Source organism: Thermostichus sp. MS-CIW-26, assembly GCF_054059115.1.
Genome location: NZ_JBSSBV010000008.1, coordinates 1 through 16,624, shown reverse-complemented (window position 1 = coordinate 16,624; position 16,624 = coordinate 1). Strand labels below are relative to the sequence as shown.

Sequence of the window (16,624 nt, the reverse complement as noted above, 5' to 3'; positions counted from 1 at the left end):
AACATCGGGATCCCCATGCCATTGCTCCCTGATCCTGGCTCAGTTGGGCGAAAGAAAGCTTCTTCCGGCACTCAATCCCTGTCTCCGGCAGCCAAGCGCCTGTTGCGCCTCTACCACGGCGGTAGCTTCATCTTTCTGGGCCTGCTGTGGCTGGTAGTCGGGATCCCTAGCCTTTGGGCTTTGCGAGCGGATATAGCCCGCCTGTGGGATTACTTTACTTGGACGGGCCTGCGATATGCCTTGTTTCACCGCCCAGGATGGCCGACTTTGGGGTTGTTGCTCTGTGTCAGCTTCACGATGGGGATCCTGATTGCCCAAAGCCGCTATGAGCTGTTCGGCCTGTATCCGGTGGAGCGTCTCATGCTGGAGCAGCAATCCCGCTGGATCCTATCCTTGCCGGTGTGGCATCCGCTGCGGCGCTGGTTGGTGCGCAGGTTGGATACTCAAGATTAGGCTTTGGCTGCCACTTGGGATCCCTGCCGGCACCGAGGCAAAATCTCGTTTGCGTGCGGGTAAACTACCCGACTCCGACCGCTAAAGCGTTACGGAGCGGGCTTTCAGTAGCCCTGAGCCTGCTCTGCTCTACCAGAGAACAAAACAGGCCCGAACCTCTAGGCTGGTTTACGACAGCCCCCAAAAGCGCAATCACATTCGCACCATTCAAATCCGCATCCCCTTCCCATCCACAGTGCCCACACTTGAACGACTTGCCACTGCGGTAGGACTTGCCCTGCTCAGGGTGGATGTGTAAGCACCGGTGACAGGTCTGCGACGTGTAAGCAGGCGGCACAAGAACCAGAGAAACCCCTGCAACCCTCGCCTTGTATTCCAGAAACTGGCGTAGTTGGTAGAACGCCCAACTGTTGGCCCTGCGCCGCTCGGCTTTGCTGCGCGGCTGTTGATTGACTCTTTTCCGGATCCCTGTCAGGTCTTCCAGAGCAATAGCGCTGTTGGTAGCTTTTGCCCTAGAGACAATAGCTTTGGAGATGCGATGATTGACCCACGTTTTTGCTACGCAACGCTGACGCGACTGAAAGCGTCTTTCCTTGCCAGACAGCCGTTGCAGCAGTTCTCTGCATCTGCGCCGCGAACTGCGTGTGCCCTTACTGGCTTTGCGTTGAAGTACCGCCCTCAACCGGGAGTAGTGGTCTCGGACTCTGTTCAACTGCTGTCCATTCCAATTGTCCCCCTCTGACGTATGGGCAATATCCGTCCTGCCCAAGTCCACCCCGATCACCTTGTCGGTATCTTGTTGCTTGGGCGGGTTTTTCTCTACGCAAATCTGGATGTAGTAGGAGCCATCCTTCCGCTGGACTAGGGTGGCCGATTTGGGGTTAGAGCCAGCCAGCATTCCCCTCTGGTAGTTACCAATGGCTAGCTCAAAGCGTTCTCTCCCTTCAACCGTGGTCAGCGACACCGTCCAGTCTTTCTCGCGGAATGAAAAGATACGCGCGTCGTAGGTAACGAACCTACGCTTGAACTCTTTAACCGGACGGTTGCGCTGTCTCGCCACTTTGCGAGCGCCTGCCACCCGTCTGCACACCTGTTGGTCGCGTAAGCGGGACGTAGTCCTTGCCAAGTTACTGGACAAGCCGAACCGAGCTCGAATCTCGTAGTAGCAAAGGGATTGCAGTTTGACCGCGTTGACGATCTTCTCCGGCGTGTTCTGGTTGACCCAGTTCAAGGCTTGGCCAAAAGCCTCCATCGTCGCGTCCAATTTGGCGGCTTGTGACGGGAACGCCTTGAGCTTACAGGAGACAGTCAGGACTTGGCTCATAAGTTCATTGTACTTCATCAAAGCGCATTCCTTCCGGCACTGACCCTACGGGTACAGTGCGGGGCTCCTGCGATTTCTAGCTGAAATCCCGCACAAGCACCACTTCCGAAGCAGCAGGAGAAGTCAATCACGCCCACCCAAAGCCTCAACCTGGGATTTTTCCGAGGAAGCCACAGATAGCTTCACAATCCGGGCCAGCCGAGCCTTACGACGAGCGGCTGTGTTTTTGTGCAGGACGCCGGTTTTGGCAGCTTTATCAATGCGGCTGAAAGCAGCACTCATCGCCGCCTGGATTTCCTGCAGAGTTTCTTGCTGTGGGTTGGCGGCATAGGCAGTTGAGAGGGAGATCACTTTCTTCATCAGAGCGCGCACCATGGCTTTGGTGGCTTTATTGCGCAGCCGATTACGCTCTGCGATCTGAACGCGCTTGATGGCAGATTTGATGCGTGGCATGGTTGAAGGGGAAGTTCCAGCGAAGATCCAGCATACCATCAGAGCTGGAAGCTCCACCAGTTCCTATTGTTCTCCGATGGGATCCCCATGTTCCAAGATTGCAGCTCGCAGATCCGCTTTAACCCACCTGCCCTTTTCTACGGGGTTGCCGCTTGCGATTTGGATCGGGATGGGGCCTTTGAGCTGTTTGTGTGCGGGTTCCGCGGCTCCAATCGAGTCTTGAAGTGGGATGGGCAAACCCTGGTGGATCAAGCAGACGACATCCTGGCCGATGCAGGGCGCATGGCAATTGGGGTGGCTGCCGCCGACTTTGACGGGGACGGGCAAGAGGAACTCTACGTTTTGAATACCGATACCTTCGGGGGGCGCAAGCGCTTTGGGGATCGCCTGTTCGACTGGCAGGGATCCGCCTGGGTGGATCTGTTCTCCCTGCCGCAAAACCAAGATGCCCTCAACTTGACCGCAGGTCGCTCTGTAGCCTGTGTGGATCGTCTTGGCCAGGGGAGCTATGGATTTTTCGTAGCCAACTACGGCGGCCCTATGCGCCTCTACGAGTTGGGCCCTAACCAAATGATCGCCGACGTGGCGCCAGAAGCGGGATTGAATCGGGTGACGGGCGGGCGGGGTCTGGTGGCCTTGCCCTTGGTCTCGCAGCGGATGGACATTTTTGCCGTCAATGAGCAGGGGCCCAACTTTCTGTTTCGCAACCGGGGGGATGGCACCTTTGAAGAGATTGCCGCTGAGGTGGGCCTGGCGGATCCGGACGAGCACGGACGTGGCGTGGCGGCGGTGGATCTGGATGGGGATGGACGGCTGGATTTGCTCTACGGCAACTGGGAAGGCCCCCATCGCCTCTGGATCCAGGCCCCCGGCGGTTTTTTTAAGGATGTAGCCCCCCCTGAGCTGGCCAGGCCCTCTCGCATTCGCACAGTCATCGCTGCCGACTTCGACAACGACGGCTATCCGGAGCTGTTTTTCAACAACATCGGCGAGCCCAACCGTCTGTTTGCTTGGCGCTCAGGCCGTTGGCAAGCCATCGACATTGGAGATGCTGCCGAGCCGCAGGGATTGGGGACAGGAGCAGCGGTGGCCGATGTGGATGGGGATGGTCGTCTGGAATTGTTGATTGCCCATGGGGAGTCTGGCGCCCAGCCTCTGAGCTTCTATCGCCCTCAGGCCAATGCCAACAACTGGCTGAGGGTTCTGCCCCTCACCCGCCAGGGAGCCCCGGCCCGCGGCGCGTTGGTAAGGCTGCTCACCTCCACCCGTACCCAGATCCAGGCCATCGACGCCGGCAGTGGCTACCTCTGTCAGATGGAGCCGGTGGCCCACTTTGGCCTGGGATCCGAAACAGGGGTCAAGGAAATCCAGATCCAGTGGCCGGATGGGAAACAGTTGCAGGTGGCCCACCCACCGGTCAACCAGCTTTTGCGGATCCCTTATCCCCGCTAGCCGCCAATCTGAGACATGGTGCGCCGGTAGGATCCCTGGCTGCCGGTGTCCCGTCCTTTGAAGTTGATGTCCGGCTTGATGTCTAGCAGTTCTCGCACCTGCTGTCTTAGCCTTTCGGCAGGGATCCCAGCTCGCAGCGGATCCCGCAGGTTGATTTGGCCGGATTCGTTGAGCAGGCAAGGGCGCAGCCAACCGTCGCTGGACAGCCGCATGCGGTTGCATCGATTACAAAAGCACTCCGACATCTGGCTGATAAAGCCCAAGGTGCCTTTTGCCCCCGGGATGCGAAACACATCCGCCGGCCCATTGCCGGCCACAAACCCAGGTTCCAGGCCAAAGCGAGCGCGAATTCGCTGTCGCAGCACCTCAGACTCTACCCAGCCGGCCTGCTGGAAGAGGGCAGCATTGCCGATGGGCATAAACTCGATGAAGCGCACATGCCATTGTCGCTCCAGAGTAAGGGCAGCCAGATCTTCCACTTCCGATTCGTTGAGCCCAGGGATCACCACCACATTCAACTTGAGGGGATCAAACCCCACTTGGTGAGCAACTTGGATCCCGGCCCAGACCTGCCGCCAGCGATCCCGCCCCGTGATCAGTCGAAAGGTCTCGGGGTTGAGGGAATCAAAGCTGATGTTGATGCGGCGCAACCCCGCTTCATAGAGGAGTTGAGCTTTTTGGCTGAGGTTGAAGCCGTTGGTGGTAAGGGCCACATCTCTCACCCCAGGCAGGCTGCACAGGGCCCGGATGAGATACTCCAGCCCCGGCCTCAGCAGGGGTTCGCCGCCGGTGAGGCGAAAGCAATCGATCCCCAACGGCAAAAACACCTCTCGAACCAACGTGAGGATTTCCTCATCCGTTAAACGCTCTGGGGCTTGCAGCCACGTCAACTCCGCCTCGTCAGGCATGCAGTACTGGCAGCGGAAATTGCAGCGATCGATCAAGCTGATGCGCAGATAGTTAACGGTCGGCATGGCAACCTATGCCAGAAACAGATGGGGCACCCCTCCCCCCAGAGTGCCGAGCAACGCCGAGGACCCTTTCCGTTGCCTCTGGAAAACCTCCCAGCGTCTCCATCCGCAAAGGCAGCGGGGGAACTGTCCCGAGGCTTGCAACTTGCAGTGGCCACACCTCCAGTTTGCAGGATACTACGAAGATTGAGGTGCAAATCTCTACTCGGCAGAGCCAGGGATCCCTGCCCATTCGGGTTGAACAGGCCGCTGCCAGCGTTCCCACCAGGCCAGCACAGACTCAGGTGGGTGGCTGTCGTGGCTGCCGTTGGCATTGGCGGGGAGGGGGGGAGAGGGAGGTGGGGCCGGCGGTGTCAGCCAACTGACAGGCGCGGGGATCAGACAACTGGGGTGGAGAGGGCGCAGATCGCGGTAGTGGCTGCTGCGAATGGCCAGGATCTCCTGCTGAATGATGTCTGGGGGTTCTCCCAACTCCAGCAACACATGGCTGCACAGCCCCAGGCTGGCCTCAAATTCGGGGTGGACGACTTCTCTGGCCCCCAACTGATAGAGCTGTTCGATGTCTTCCTTGTCGGTAGCTCGCACCACCACATCCAATTGCGGCGCCAACTCCAGAGCTCGTTTCAGGCAGAGGCGGATGCTCATGCGATCCGGCAGAGCAATGACCAGGGCGCGGGCCTGGGGCAGGCAAGCTTTCTCCAGCACCAACGGGCTGGCCGCATTTCCGTAGAGGTAAGGGATCCCACGGGAACGCAGGTGTTGGATCACCCGTTCTGATTGATCAATGACCAAGAGGGGGTGACGACGGGCTTCGAGAATGCGCACAATGTCTTGCCCCACCTGCCCATAGCCGCACACCACCACGTGCCCCTGTTGAGGAGCATCGGGGGCCAAAGCGCGGGGCCGCTCGCCCGATTCCAACCAGCGGGCCAAGAAGGGGATCCCGTGTAGCCCGGAAAACAGTCGAGGAGCGCCCCTCAGCAGAAAGGGAGTGAGCAGAAGGGTAACGGCTGTGGTGCTGACAATCAACAAATAGATCTGCCGCGACACCAATCCCAAAGCCTGCCCCTCGCTGGCCAGCACAAAGGAGAATTCGCCGATTTGCGATAGGCCCAGCCCCACCACCACCGCTGCCGGCAGAGCGTAGCCAAACAGCCGCGCCAAGGGAGCCACGATGCAAAACTTGCCCACCATCACCAGACCCACCAGCCCCAGGATCAGCAACAGATGGCCGAGGATAAAGCTGGGATCGATGAGCATGCCGATGGCCGCAAAAAAGAGAGCAGCAAACACATCTCGCAAAGGCTCTACATAGTCCAGGGTTTGGTCGGCGTATTCCACCTCCGAGATCATCAGCCCGGCAATGAAGGCCCCAATCTCGCTGGAAATGCCCAGCCGCTCCGTCAACAGGGCAATCCCCACGCAGAGGCTGATCACCCCCAGCAAAAACACCTCTTTGCTCTCCTGCTGAGCCAAAAGCCGCAAGAAGGCCGGAACGAGCCAAATGCCACTCACCACTGCCCCCAGCCCCACCAGGCCAATTTCCGCTACCGACTTGACCAGGGATCCCGCCAGCTCCGGCAGGGGAGAGTCCAAAGCCGGCAACACCGCCAACATCAGCCCCACCGCCAAATCTTGCACAATCAGGATCCCCAGCATGGCCTGGGCTTGGGGAGTGCCCATTTGGTTGGTCTCAGTGAGACTTTTCAGCACCACGGCAGTCGAGGACAAGGAGAGCACGGCCCCCAAAAAGATCCCTTGCACCGGCGTCAACCAGCCGCTGACCACCGCCAGCACCGCCGTGATCAAAATCGTCAGGCCAATTTGCAAAATGCCTCCGCCAACGGCGATCCCCCGCACTTTGCGCAATTCTTTCAGGGAAAACTCCACCCCCAAGGTGAACAGCAAAAAGGTCACCCCAAACTGGGCCAAGGTTTCCACCTGAACCAACTCTTTGATCCACCCCAACCCGGTTGGCCCCACCAAGATCCCGGCCAGTAAGTAGCCGAGCAACACCGGCTGCCTCAGCAGCGAAGCCAAGAATCCACCTGCTGCCGCTGCCGCCAATACCGTCACAATGTCCAAAATCAGACGAAAGTCTTCCTGCACAGGGCACTCACCGAGGAATGTGAACTTTTGTAGCCAATCCTGAGGATTCTTCCACGATAATGCTTCCTCTGGCATCTCGGACAGAGCGAAGAACTCGGCTTCAAGCTCTGCACCCTGCTGCCCCCGAGGATCCCGGCTGGCCCAGCCCGGATTCAGATCCAGCCTGGATTCAGAGGAAGCTGGACGGAAACTCAGTGGAAATTTTTGTTAAAAGTTGCTGACAACACCCCAAAACCGTAGCTTATAATACAGAACGTAGATAGAAATCGTTCATCCTCTCGCGTGCTGGGCGGCTCATCATGGGTAGAGCGACATCGCAGCCAGAGGACGGAAGTAGGGAGAGATCCCGAAGGAACGCGCCTCAACTCTTCTGGTAACCGTGGGGCTTCTCTTGGGAGAAGGCGAACGGATGAAAACTCAACTCATTTGGAGGCGAAGATCATGGAACTCTTTTACCGTGGCGTCGATTACACCCCCTCTTCTGCAACAGCGGCGGTTTCTCCCGGCAAAGTGGGGGGTCGTTACCGGGGGCTGGACTGGCGGTTCCGCCATCTGACCAAGCCGGTGGTTTTGCCCACCAACCTTGACCTGCTCTATCGAGGTGTGGCTTATCATCCCAAGGCGGTCGAAGGATCGGCTCAACCCGTTCAGACGGCAGAGGCATCTGCCCCGGTGGCTGCTGCTGGCCGTTCTCACCTCTTGGACGACCTGTCTCGCCGCTTGATGATGAGCCATCAACGTTTGATTCGGATTCGTCAGCAATCCATGCTGATCCGCGGTACAGAGCAGATTGGCCTGCATGTCAACGTGCGCAACTTCTGGAACCGCATCCAAGGAAAAGTGCATCCCACCTTCCGGCTCAACTACGACCGTAGCCGTGTCAGCATGAGCTGATCTGCCCGTAACTGTTGATGCTCTGGCATGAGCTCAGCGAGAAGGGATCCCGGCTGGGGATCCCTTTTTGGTTTCTGGGTTGAGCTTCCTCAGGTCGATGGACGGCACAGGACGCTTCAACGCTGGCACGAGGTGCTGTTGACCAAAAGTAGCTAAGTTGCCCAAGGGATCCACAATTGAGGGGTGCTATTTCCTCGGAAAAAAACGGGATCCCATCAGGGATCCCGCTGCAGAATCGGCCACACCGCTTAGGCGTCGAAGTAAAGGGCGAACTCGTAGGGGTGAGGCCGCAGATTCATGGGGTTGATCTCGTTGTCGATCTTGTACTCGATGTAGGTCTGGATCAGATCTTCGGTGAAGACGCCTCCCTCCAGCAAGAAGGCATGATCCTTCTGCAGGTTTTCCAGGGCATCCAGCAGGGATCCAGGCGTGGAAGGGATCTTGGCCAGCTCTTCCGGCTCCAGATCGTAGATATCTTTGTCCAAGGGCTCGCCGGGATGGATCTTATTCTTGATCCCGTCCAGGCCAGCCATCAGCATGGCCGAAAAGGCGATGTAGGGGTTGCAGGTGGCATCCGGGCAGCGGAACTCCAGACGCTTGGCCTTGGGATTGTTGCCGGTCACCGGAATGCGAATGGCGGCGGAACGGTTGCCCTGGGAGTAAGCCAGGTTCACCGGCGCCTCAAAACCGGGCACCAAGCGCTTGTAGGAGTTGGTGGTGGGGTTGGTGAAGGCCAGGATCGCCGGGGCATGCTTGAGCAGGCCACCGATGTAGTAGAGAGCCGTCTCGCTCAGGTTGGCATAGGTGCCTTCGCTATAGAACAAAGGCTGACCATCCTTCCAGAGGGACTGGTGGGTGTGCATGCCAGTGCCGTTGTCGTTAAATAGGGGCTTGGGCATGAAGGTGACGGTTTTGCCGTGCTTGCGGGCCACGTTCCGGAGCACGTATTTGTAAACCATCATGTAGTCGGCAGCCGTGATCAGATCGGCAAAGCGATAGCCCAACTCCCCTTGCCCGCCGGTAGCCACCTCGTGGTGATGCTTCTCGATGGGCACCCCCAACTTGCCCATGGTCAGCAGCATCTCGGTGCGGATGTTTTGATGGGCATCGGTGGGCGGGGCCGGGAAATAGCCCTCTTTGTAGCGAGGCTTGTAGCCCAGGTTGCCACCTTTCTCCTCGCGGCCCGAGTTCCAGCGACCTTCGATGGAATCCACGAAGTAGTAGGCCGAGTTTTGGGTTTGGTCGAAACGAACATCCTCAAAGATGAAAAACTCTGCCTCCGGCCCGAAGTAGGCAGTATCGGCAATGCCCGTCGATTGCAGATAGGCAACGGCACGGGCGGCAAGGCTGCGGGGACAACGGCTATAAGGCTGGCCGGTGCGCGGCTCAACAATGCTGCAAGTTATGCTGAGGGTGGGCACCTCCAGAAAGGGATCGATCCAAGCCGTCTTGGGATCCGGCACCATGTACATGTCCGACTCGTTGATCGCTTTCCAGCCCCGGATACTGGATCCGTCAAAGGGAAGCCCCTCGGTGAAGGTTTCTTCCTTGATCATCGAGGTGTGGAAGGAAACATGCTGCCAGGTGCCAAAGATATCCACAAACTTGAGATCCACTATCTGGACGTTGTTGTCCTGGATCATCTGAAGCACTTCTTGGGGCGTGGATGCCATTACTCTCTCCTGATTGGGTTGCGGTTAAGACTGGGGGAACTGTGGCTGAAACAAATGGGATCCCAGCAGGTGATCCCCACGCTTCGACCCAGACAGGCCAAAAACGCTCACTCATCCTAGAAAGGCCAACACGGGCATTTTGTAGTTTCTGATACAAAATTGCTTTGAGCCTGGCCTTCTGACCCACTTGCTGGCTATCTCGGACACCGCTTTTTCGCTCATCGGAGTCGCTCCCCTTTCCCTGTTGGTTTTGGTCAATCCAGATGGGGTGTTGGGGATCCAGAACTTGAGCAATGGCCGCCACCCTGCCAACCTCTGGGCAGAAATAACCGGATGGGGCGGGCAAAACCCTGCCCCGGTTGCCTGAGGCGAGCGAAAATTAGGATCAGCAGGCCCCCAGCTCGCCCGGTTTGCCAAAGGGTGTTAAGCTAAAGCGTAGTCGTTATGAGTTTGACTTTTAGTCCTGTTGCAGAAGGAGAGACATCGGATGACAGAGCAAAGTCGGGTTGAGAATGTGGTGATTATCGGCTCCGGCCCTGCTGGGTTTACAGCAGCCATTTACGCTGGGCGTGCCAACCTGAAGCCGGTTGTGTTTGAGGGGTTCCAGGCGGGCGGGATCCCGGGCGGGCAACTGATGACCACCACCGAGGTGGAGAACTTTCCGGGCTTTCCCGAGGGCATCACCGGCCCCCAACTGATGAAGAACATGCGGGCTCAAGCGCAGCGGTGGGGGGCAGAACTTTACACCGAAGATGTCACCTTTGTGGATTTAAGCCAGCGGCCCTTTGTCGTCTGTTCTGACGAGCGGGAATTGCGCACCCACAGCCTGATCATCGCCACCGGGGCCACAGCCAAGCGCCTACACCTGCCGGGGGAGGAGACCTACTGGAACCGGGGCATGTCAGCTTGTGCTGTCTGCGATGGGGCTATGCCCATGTTCAGAGGGGTGGAATTGGTGGTGATCGGCGGCGGCGATACTGCCTGTGAGGAGGCCACCTACCTGACCAAGTTTGGATCCCACGTGCACATGCTGGTGCGCAGCGACAAAATGCGGGCCAGCAAGGCCATGCAGGATCGTGTTCTCAACAACCCCAAGATCACTGTGCACTGGAACACCGAGGCGGTGGAAGTGATGGGCGACGGCCTGCGCCTGACCGGGGTGAAAGTGCGGAACAACCAAACCGGCGAAATACGCGAGATGTCAGTGGGTGGCCTATTTTATGCCATTGGCCACAAGCCCAACACCGACTTGTTCAAAGGACAACTGGAACTGGATGAAGTCGGCTACATCGTCACCCGCCCGGGATCCGTGGCCACCAGTGTGGAGGGGGTGTTTGCCGCCGGCGACGTGCAGGATCACGAGTTTCGTCAGGCGATTACCGCTGCCGGCACTGGCTGTATGGCGGCCATGTTGGCAGAGCGTTGGCTCTCGGAACACGGCTTGGCCCAGGAGTATCACGTCCTTCCCCAAAGCCATCCTGAACCCAGCCCTGCTGCGACTTCTGCGGCAGAGTCTGCTGGGGATCCTGCTGTTGAGGAGGCCAGCTTTGAGGAGAATGGACAGGATGACTTAGACTTCAGCAAGACTTGCCATGAGGGGAGCTATGCCCTGCGGCGACTCTACCACGAAAGCGATCGCCTGCTCATGGTCAAGTACACCGCCCCCACCTGTGCCCCTTGTCATGCCCTCAAGCCGATCTTGAACAAGATCATCGATGAGTTCTCGGACAAGCTGCACGTGGTGGAGATCGATATTGAGAAAGATCCGGAGATTGCAGAGGCAGGGGGGGTGGCGGGCACCCCGACGGTGCAATTTTTCAAAAACAAGACGCTGGTGGCCCAGTTGGTGGGCGTTAAGCCCAAGTCCCAATATCGAGAGGTGATCCAGGCCAATTTGTGTGAGGAAAAATCCCCCTAAGGATGTTGTCCTCTCCAACCTCTGGCCCCTCTCCCCAAGGGAGAAGGGAGCTGGGCGCAGAAAACGGTTTCCCAACCGAGGCTCAGCTAGTCCGAAAAGGCACCGTGGTAGGCGGCCTGCATGGCTGCCAAAGACACCACCAGTAAGGGATCCTCTTCTGCCGTCCTTAAGAGCAGGGGATCCGCAGGGGATCCCACCTCTCCCAAAAGCTGCCACTGGCCGGCAAGCTGCGCTTCTAAGTAGGCTTCCCAAGCAGAGCGCTGGGCCGGATCCACAGAAACCAGGATGCGGCTGGATCCCTCTCCAAACAGGGCTTGATCCCAGCGCAAGGATCCAGGAGCCAGGGAGAGGGTTGCGCCGCGGCCTCCGCTCAAGCAGGCTTCTGCCAAAGCCACAGCCAATCCCCCCTCGCTGCAGTCGTGGGCAGAGCGCACCCAGCCCTGGCGGATTCCATGGCGACAGGCAGCTTGCACCCGCTTTTCCAATTCCAGATCCACTGGCGCGGGCCGGCCCGTAACTTGCTGGTGGATGACCGCCAAATACTCGCTGCCCCCCAAGCTGGTGAGGGCCTGGGATCCCAGGAGGTAAATGAGATCCCCTTCTTGCTGCCACCCCTGGCCACAGATGCATTTCAAGTCGGGAATAAGACCCACCATGCCAATGACAGGGGTAGGGTAGATAGCCTGCGATCCCTGGGGGGTGAGGGTCTCGTTGTAGAGAGAAACGTTTCCCCCCGTTACCGGCGTACCGAGGGCACGGCAGGCATCTCCAATCCCCCGACAGGCCAGGGCCAGCTGCCAGTACACCACCGGGTTTTCGGGATTGCCAAAGTTAAGGTTATCGGTAACAGCTAGGGGATCGGCCCCCACACAGGTGAGGTTGCGGGCAGCTTCCGCCACGGCTGCCTTGGCCCCCTCGTAGGGATCCAAATACACCCAGCGGCCATTGCCATCCAGGGTGGCAGCGATGGCCTTGCGGGAAGCTCGCAGGGGCGGCACCTCGCCCACGCCAAACCTTTGGGAACGGATGCGGATAACCGCCGCATCTCCCTGGCCCGGCCAAAGGACGGTGTTGTTTTGCACCTGGTGGTCGTATTGGCGATAGATCCAGGCTTTGCTGGCTAGGGTGGGGCTGGCCAAAAGCTGCAGCAGCACCTCTTTCCATGCCAGCGTTGCCTGAGCGAGGTGGATCCCCTGGCAATCACAAGGGGGTAGAGTGGCGGGATCCCATTGCCACGCTGCCTGCACGTAGGCTGGCGGCTCTGGCAACACCGGACGGACATAGACGGGGGTGTCTTCGGCCAAAGCCCGCACCGGCACCTGCACCACGCAGGATCCCTGGTGCCAGATCTCCACCAGCGGCTCGGCAATGACTTCCCCGGCCACACTAGCTTGCAAACCCCAGCGGTGGAAGATCTCCATCACCTCCGCCTCGCGGCCTTTTTGCACCACCAGCAGCATCCGCTCCTGGGATTCCGAGAGCAGGTATTCCCAGGCAGCCATGCCGCTTTCCCGCGCCGGCACTCGGTCGAGGTCAAAGCGGATCCCCACCCCTCCCTTGGCGGCCATCTCCGCGGTGGAGCAGGTGATCCCGGCTGCCCCCATATCCTGGGCAGCCACCACAGCTCCTGTGGCAAAGGCCTCCAGACAGGCCTCGATGAGGCACTTGCCCAGGAAGGGATCCCCCACCTGCACTGCCGGCCGATCCTGCTGCGCATCCTCCTTGAGCTCGGCGCTGGCAAAGCTGGCCCCGCGGATGCCATCCCGCCCGGTGGTGGCGCCCACGTACAAGACCGGGTTCCCCACCCCCCGCGCTGCCGATTTCACCACTGCCGGCGTCTCCAGCAGCCCCAGGGCCATGACGTTGACCAAGGGATTGCCGCTGTAGCAGGGATCCACGGCCACCTCGCCGCCTACGGTGGGCACCCCAACACAGTTGCCGTAGTGGGCGATCCCTTCCACCACCCTGGCCATGAGGCGGCGGTTGCGGGGATCGGTCAGCGGCCCAAAGCGCAGCGAGTTGAGGAGGGCAATGGGACGGGCGCCCAGGGTAAAGATATCCCGCAGGATCCCTCCCACGCCGGTAGCTGCCCCCTGGAAGGGCTCCACTGCCGAAGGATGGTTGTGGGACTCGATCTTAAACGCCAGCCAATCCCCCTCCCCCAGATCCACTACGCCGGCATTTTCCCCCGGCCCCACCACTACCCGCTCGCCCGTGGTGGGAAAGTTTTTCAGCAGAGGGCGGGAGTTTTTGTAGCAGCAGTGCTCTGACCACATCACCCCAAACATGGCCAGCTCGTTGGGGTTGGGATCCCGGCCCAGCTGCTGCTGGATCTGTTGATATTCCGCCGGGGAAAGGCCGTGGGCTTTTAAGTCTTCGAGAGTATAGGGCATAGTGCTGATACATTTACGCTGAACACTGCTGAACATCACTGTTCAACTATGCAGCGATAGCATTCTGTTTGTTTCCAAACAGAATGGCGGTATCCCGCAAAGCTTTGAGTAGAATACCCAAAGCGCAGTTTCCGTGTCGTCTTACTACCAATTTTCTGCTTTGCTTTGGCTACCATGTTGGCAGACTCGAAAGTAAACAGAAAGATCAACTGGTAGTAATCCGTACTGAACATACTATACATTATTTTCAGTATAGTTGAGCTTATTATTGACTAGAGTCATGCTCCAATTGCCCCTAGCTTAGGTCAACAACCCAGGGCCCAAGAGACAGGCCTGACGCTCTTCCAGTATGCGGCTTAAGGGGGGCCAGCGCTTCAGGTCGGGGTCTTGGACAATAAGCTGCTCTGCCGCTTGGCGGGCCAGCTGCAGCACCTCTTGATCCTCCATGAGGCTGGCCAGGGCAAAATCGGGTAGCCCCGACTGGCGGGTGCCCATCACCTCCCCTGGGCCGCGGAAGCGCAGATCCATCTCGGCAATGAAAAACCCGTCGTGGGACTGCTCCAGCACCTTGAGCCGCCGCAGGGCCTCCTCGCTTTTGGATCCTGTCATCAGGATGCAGTAGGCCTGGTCAGATCCCCGCCCTACCCGCCCCCGCAGTTGGTGCAGTTGGGAGAGCCCAAAGCGCTCCGCATGCTCCACCAGCATCACCGAGGCATTGGGCACATCTACCCCCACCTCCACCACCGTGGTAGAGACCAGAATATCCAGCTCCCGCCGGCGAAAGGCCGCAATGACAGCTTCCTTCTCGCTACTGGTCAAGCGCCCGTGCAGCAGGCCCACCCGAAATTGGGGGAAGACCTTTTCCTGCAGACGCTGGTGTTCCTCGATGGCAGATTTGAGATCCAGCTTCTCCGACTCTTCAATCAACGGCAGCACCACGTAGGCCTGCCGCCCTTGGGCAATTTCCCGCTCGATAAGCCGCATCACCTGCAGGCGATCCCCTGGCCGGGCCACCAGGGTGTGCACGGGCTTGCGCCCCGGCGGCAGCTCGTCAATTTGGGTAACATCCAGATCCCCATGCAGGGCCAGGGTGAGGGTGCGGGGGATGGGGGTGGCGGTCATAGTGAGCACATCGGGGTGATCCCCTTTCTGTTGCAGAGCGGCCCGCTGCTCCACGCCAAAGCGGTGCTGCTCGTCGATGACCACCAAGCCCAGGTTGCGAAACTGCACTGCCGGCTGGATGAGAGCATGGGTGCCCACCACCAAGGGCAATTCCCCGGTCTGCAACTGCCGCAGGATCTCCCGGCGCTTAGCAGGGGGCGTGGATCCAGTCAACAGTTCAACGGGCACCTGCAGCTGGCTGAGCCATTCCACCAACTTGCGGTAGTGTTGCTCGGCCAAAACCTCGGTGGGAGCCATGAGGGCCGCCTGCCAACCGGATTGAATGGCTGCCAGCACAGCTGCCACCGCCACCACGGTTTTGCCGGATCCCACATCTCCCTGCAAGAGGCGGTTCATGGGCAAGGGATCCCGCAGATCCGCTAGGATCTCGTCGATGGCCCGCTGCTGGGCAGCGGTAAGCTGAAAGGGCAGGATTTGGTAGAAGCGATCCAACAGCTCCCCTCTAGCCGGCTGGTAACGAGGTATGGCCTGAGCTTGGGCACGATAGCGGTGTCGCCGCTGCAATAGGCTTAGTTGTAGGTAGAAAAACTCATCGAACACCAGCCGCCGCCGGGCCTGGGCCAGCAGCTCTCGGGTCTCAGGAAAGTGGATCTGCTGCAGGGCAACAGGCAAGTCCAAAAGCTGCAACTGCCGCTTGAGATCCGCCGGCAAGGGATCCTCCACCAAGGCCGCCGCCGGCAAAGCCAGTTGCACCGCCTTGCGCACCAGATCGGCGGGGATCCCTTCTGAGAGAGGGTAAACTGGCAAGATCTTGCCCAGCCTGTCCAGCTCCTCGCCCTCTCCCCCCAGCACCTCCAGTTGCGGGTTATCCAGCGTTAGGCCCAACCGGCCCTTTTTGACCAGGCCGCTGGCAGCCACCAGGGCCCCCTTGGGGTATTGCCGCTCCAGGGAAGCTTGCCAACTGCGCTGGGCAAACTGCCGCCCGCTGTAGAAGCGGCTGAGGGTAATTACACCACTTTTGTCGGCAATCTTTAGGTTGAAGATGGTCAGCGAGGGATTCTTGGGGCTGGTAAAGCAACTGCAACTTTTCACCGTCCCTACAAGGGTAACGGTCTCCCCCACCTTGGCTTGGCGGATGAGCACCCGCCGGGAATAGTCCAGGTAGTCGCGGGGGAAGTAGTAGAGGGCATCCCGCACGCTGTGTAGGCCCAGTTGTGCCAGTTTCTCCGCCGACTTGGGACCAATCCCTTTGAGAAACTGCAGCGGCTGCTCCAGGCTGAGGCCGGCGGGGAGAGATGGGGAAATCGTGCTCCGCCCTGCCTCTGGGGGGGTTGTTGCTACGCCTACGGCAGGGAAACCAGAGCGCTGTGGCAACGAGGCTGCAAACGAGCCAGGTTGGTGGGAACTCGGTCGGGACAGCTCTTGCTGACGTCGGACTCGCTCCAGCCAGCGGCGGGTTTCGGCCACCAGGTGCTGGCGTTCGGGCAGCTCCAGCTCGGAATACAGGGTATAGCGGGATCCCAGTTCTTTCCATCGCCGCCGGTCATCTCCATTCAGCACCCAGTCAGAGGGGGGATCCTGTCCGAACACGCTCCCCAAAAATTGGGAGAAGGTCTGCTCTCGCCCCCGCAGGTCGGTAAACCCCACCTCTGCTTCTAGGGAAAGGGCGCGCTGAAGCCGCTGTAGATCCACCTGGCTCAAGTTGCTTGGCTGCCGGGAGTGCTCCTTATCAATCCAACTTTAGCCAACAACGGCAGGACAACCGAAGGAGCATGCCTCTAACCCCCAAAACCCTGAACTTTGCTGAATTTACTGAGCTTTAGGCGGTTTGGCAAAAGTCATTGAGAGGGATATAGTAGACC

Annotated in this window: 12 protein-coding genes and 1 riboswitch; of the genes, 5 read left to right on the top strand and 7 right to left on the bottom strand. The window is 59.2% G+C overall.

Translation table 11 applies throughout. The annotated features are described in order from the left end of the window. The first annotated feature begins 15 nt into the window (after positions 1 to 15). Entirely contained in the window at positions 16 to 453 is a 438-nt protein-coding gene (locus ACVWZU_RS04445) for a hypothetical protein (protein WP_414329770.1), read from the top strand. Positions 454 to 517: 64 nt separating this feature from the next. Here the strand turns inward: ACVWZU_RS04445 and ACVWZU_RS04440 are convergent, their stop codons facing one another. Together ACVWZU_RS04440 and rpsT are read right to left on the bottom strand one after the other, a co-directional pair. Continuing rightward, positions 518 to 1,777 carry an RNA-guided endonuclease InsQ/TnpB family protein gene (locus ACVWZU_RS04440; protein ID WP_457443618.1) on the bottom strand — a complete coding sequence of 420 codons (1,260 nt, stop codon included), beginning with the start codon at positions 1,775 to 1,777 and terminating at the stop codon, positions 518 to 520. 123 nt (positions 1,778 to 1,900) lie between these two features. Further along, entirely contained in the window at positions 1,901 to 2,230 is a 330-nt protein-coding gene (gene rpsT, locus ACVWZU_RS04435; protein ID WP_457443616.1) for a 30S ribosomal protein S20, read from the bottom strand. Between the two features lie 87 nt (positions 2,231 to 2,317). Between rpsT and ACVWZU_RS04430 the strand changes: the two genes are divergently transcribed. Then, a complete protein-coding gene (locus tag ACVWZU_RS04430) occupies positions 2,318 to 3,682 on the top strand; it encodes a CRTAC1 family protein (protein WP_457443573.1) in 1,365 nt (454 codons plus the stop codon). On the opposite strand, the gene moaA is transcribed toward ACVWZU_RS04430, so the two are convergent. Beyond that, the gene (moaA, locus tag ACVWZU_RS04425) at positions 3,679 to 4,656 is read right to left on the bottom strand and encodes a GTP 3',8-cyclase MoaA (RefSeq protein ID WP_457443571.1); all 978 of its coding nucleotides are present in this window, start codon (positions 4,654 to 4,656) and stop codon (positions 3,679 to 3,681) included. The two genes, ACVWZU_RS04430 and moaA, sit on opposite strands and share 4 nt — an antisense overlap. Before the next feature lie 198 nt (positions 4,657 to 4,854). Beyond that, positions 4,855 to 6,762, bottom strand: a complete 1,908-nt coding sequence (locus tag ACVWZU_RS04420) for a cation:proton antiporter (protein WP_457443569.1) — start codon at positions 6,760 to 6,762, stop codon at positions 4,855 to 4,857. Between the two features lie 265 nt (positions 6,763 to 7,027). Next, positions 7,028 to 7,123: riboswitch (Glutamine riboswitch) on the top strand. Positions 7,124 to 7,203: 80 nt separating this feature from the next. Between ACVWZU_RS04420 and ACVWZU_RS04415 the strand changes: the two genes are divergently transcribed. Next, positions 7,204 to 7,656, top strand: coding sequence for a DUF4278 domain-containing protein (locus tag ACVWZU_RS04415; RefSeq protein WP_414356533.1), 453 nt, complete (start codon positions 7,204 to 7,206; stop codon positions 7,654 to 7,656). Positions 7,657 to 7,904: 248 nt separating this feature from the next. Here ACVWZU_RS04415 and glnA read toward each other — a convergent pair whose 3' ends face one another. Continuing rightward, positions 7,905 to 9,329 carry a type I glutamate--ammonia ligase gene (gene glnA / locus ACVWZU_RS04410; protein WP_457383959.1) on the bottom strand — a complete coding sequence of 475 codons (1,425 nt, stop codon included), beginning with the start codon at positions 9,327 to 9,329 and terminating at the stop codon, positions 7,905 to 7,907. Between the two features lie 187 nt (positions 9,330 to 9,516). Between glnA and ACVWZU_RS04405 the strand changes: the two genes are divergently transcribed. Both ACVWZU_RS04405 and trxB read left to right on the top strand, forming a co-directional pair. Beyond that, complete coding sequence (locus tag ACVWZU_RS04405; protein ID WP_414356529.1) at positions 9,517 to 9,696, top strand: hypothetical protein; 180 nt, start codon at positions 9,517 to 9,519, stop codon at positions 9,694 to 9,696. 120 nt (positions 9,697 to 9,816) lie between these two features. Beyond that, complete coding sequence (gene trxB, locus ACVWZU_RS04400) at positions 9,817 to 11,247, top strand: thioredoxin-disulfide reductase (RefSeq protein WP_011434346.1); 1,431 nt, start codon at positions 9,817 to 9,819, stop codon at positions 11,245 to 11,247. An 86-nt stretch (positions 11,248 to 11,333) separates the two neighbouring features. Here trxB and purL read toward each other — a convergent pair whose 3' ends face one another. Both purL and recG read right to left on the bottom strand, forming a co-directional pair. Beyond that, positions 11,334 to 13,640 carry a phosphoribosylformylglycinamidine synthase subunit PurL gene (gene purL / locus ACVWZU_RS04395; RefSeq protein ID WP_011434347.1) on the bottom strand — a complete coding sequence of 769 codons (2,307 nt, stop codon included), beginning with the start codon at positions 13,638 to 13,640 and terminating at the stop codon, positions 11,334 to 11,336. A 300-nt stretch (positions 13,641 to 13,940) separates the two neighbouring features. Continuing rightward, the gene (gene recG / locus ACVWZU_RS04390) at positions 13,941 to 16,454 is read right to left on the bottom strand and encodes an ATP-dependent DNA helicase RecG (protein ID WP_457443614.1); all 2,514 of its coding nucleotides are present in this window, start codon (positions 16,452 to 16,454) and stop codon (positions 13,941 to 13,943) included. Positions 16,455 to 16,624: the final 170 nt, after the last annotated feature.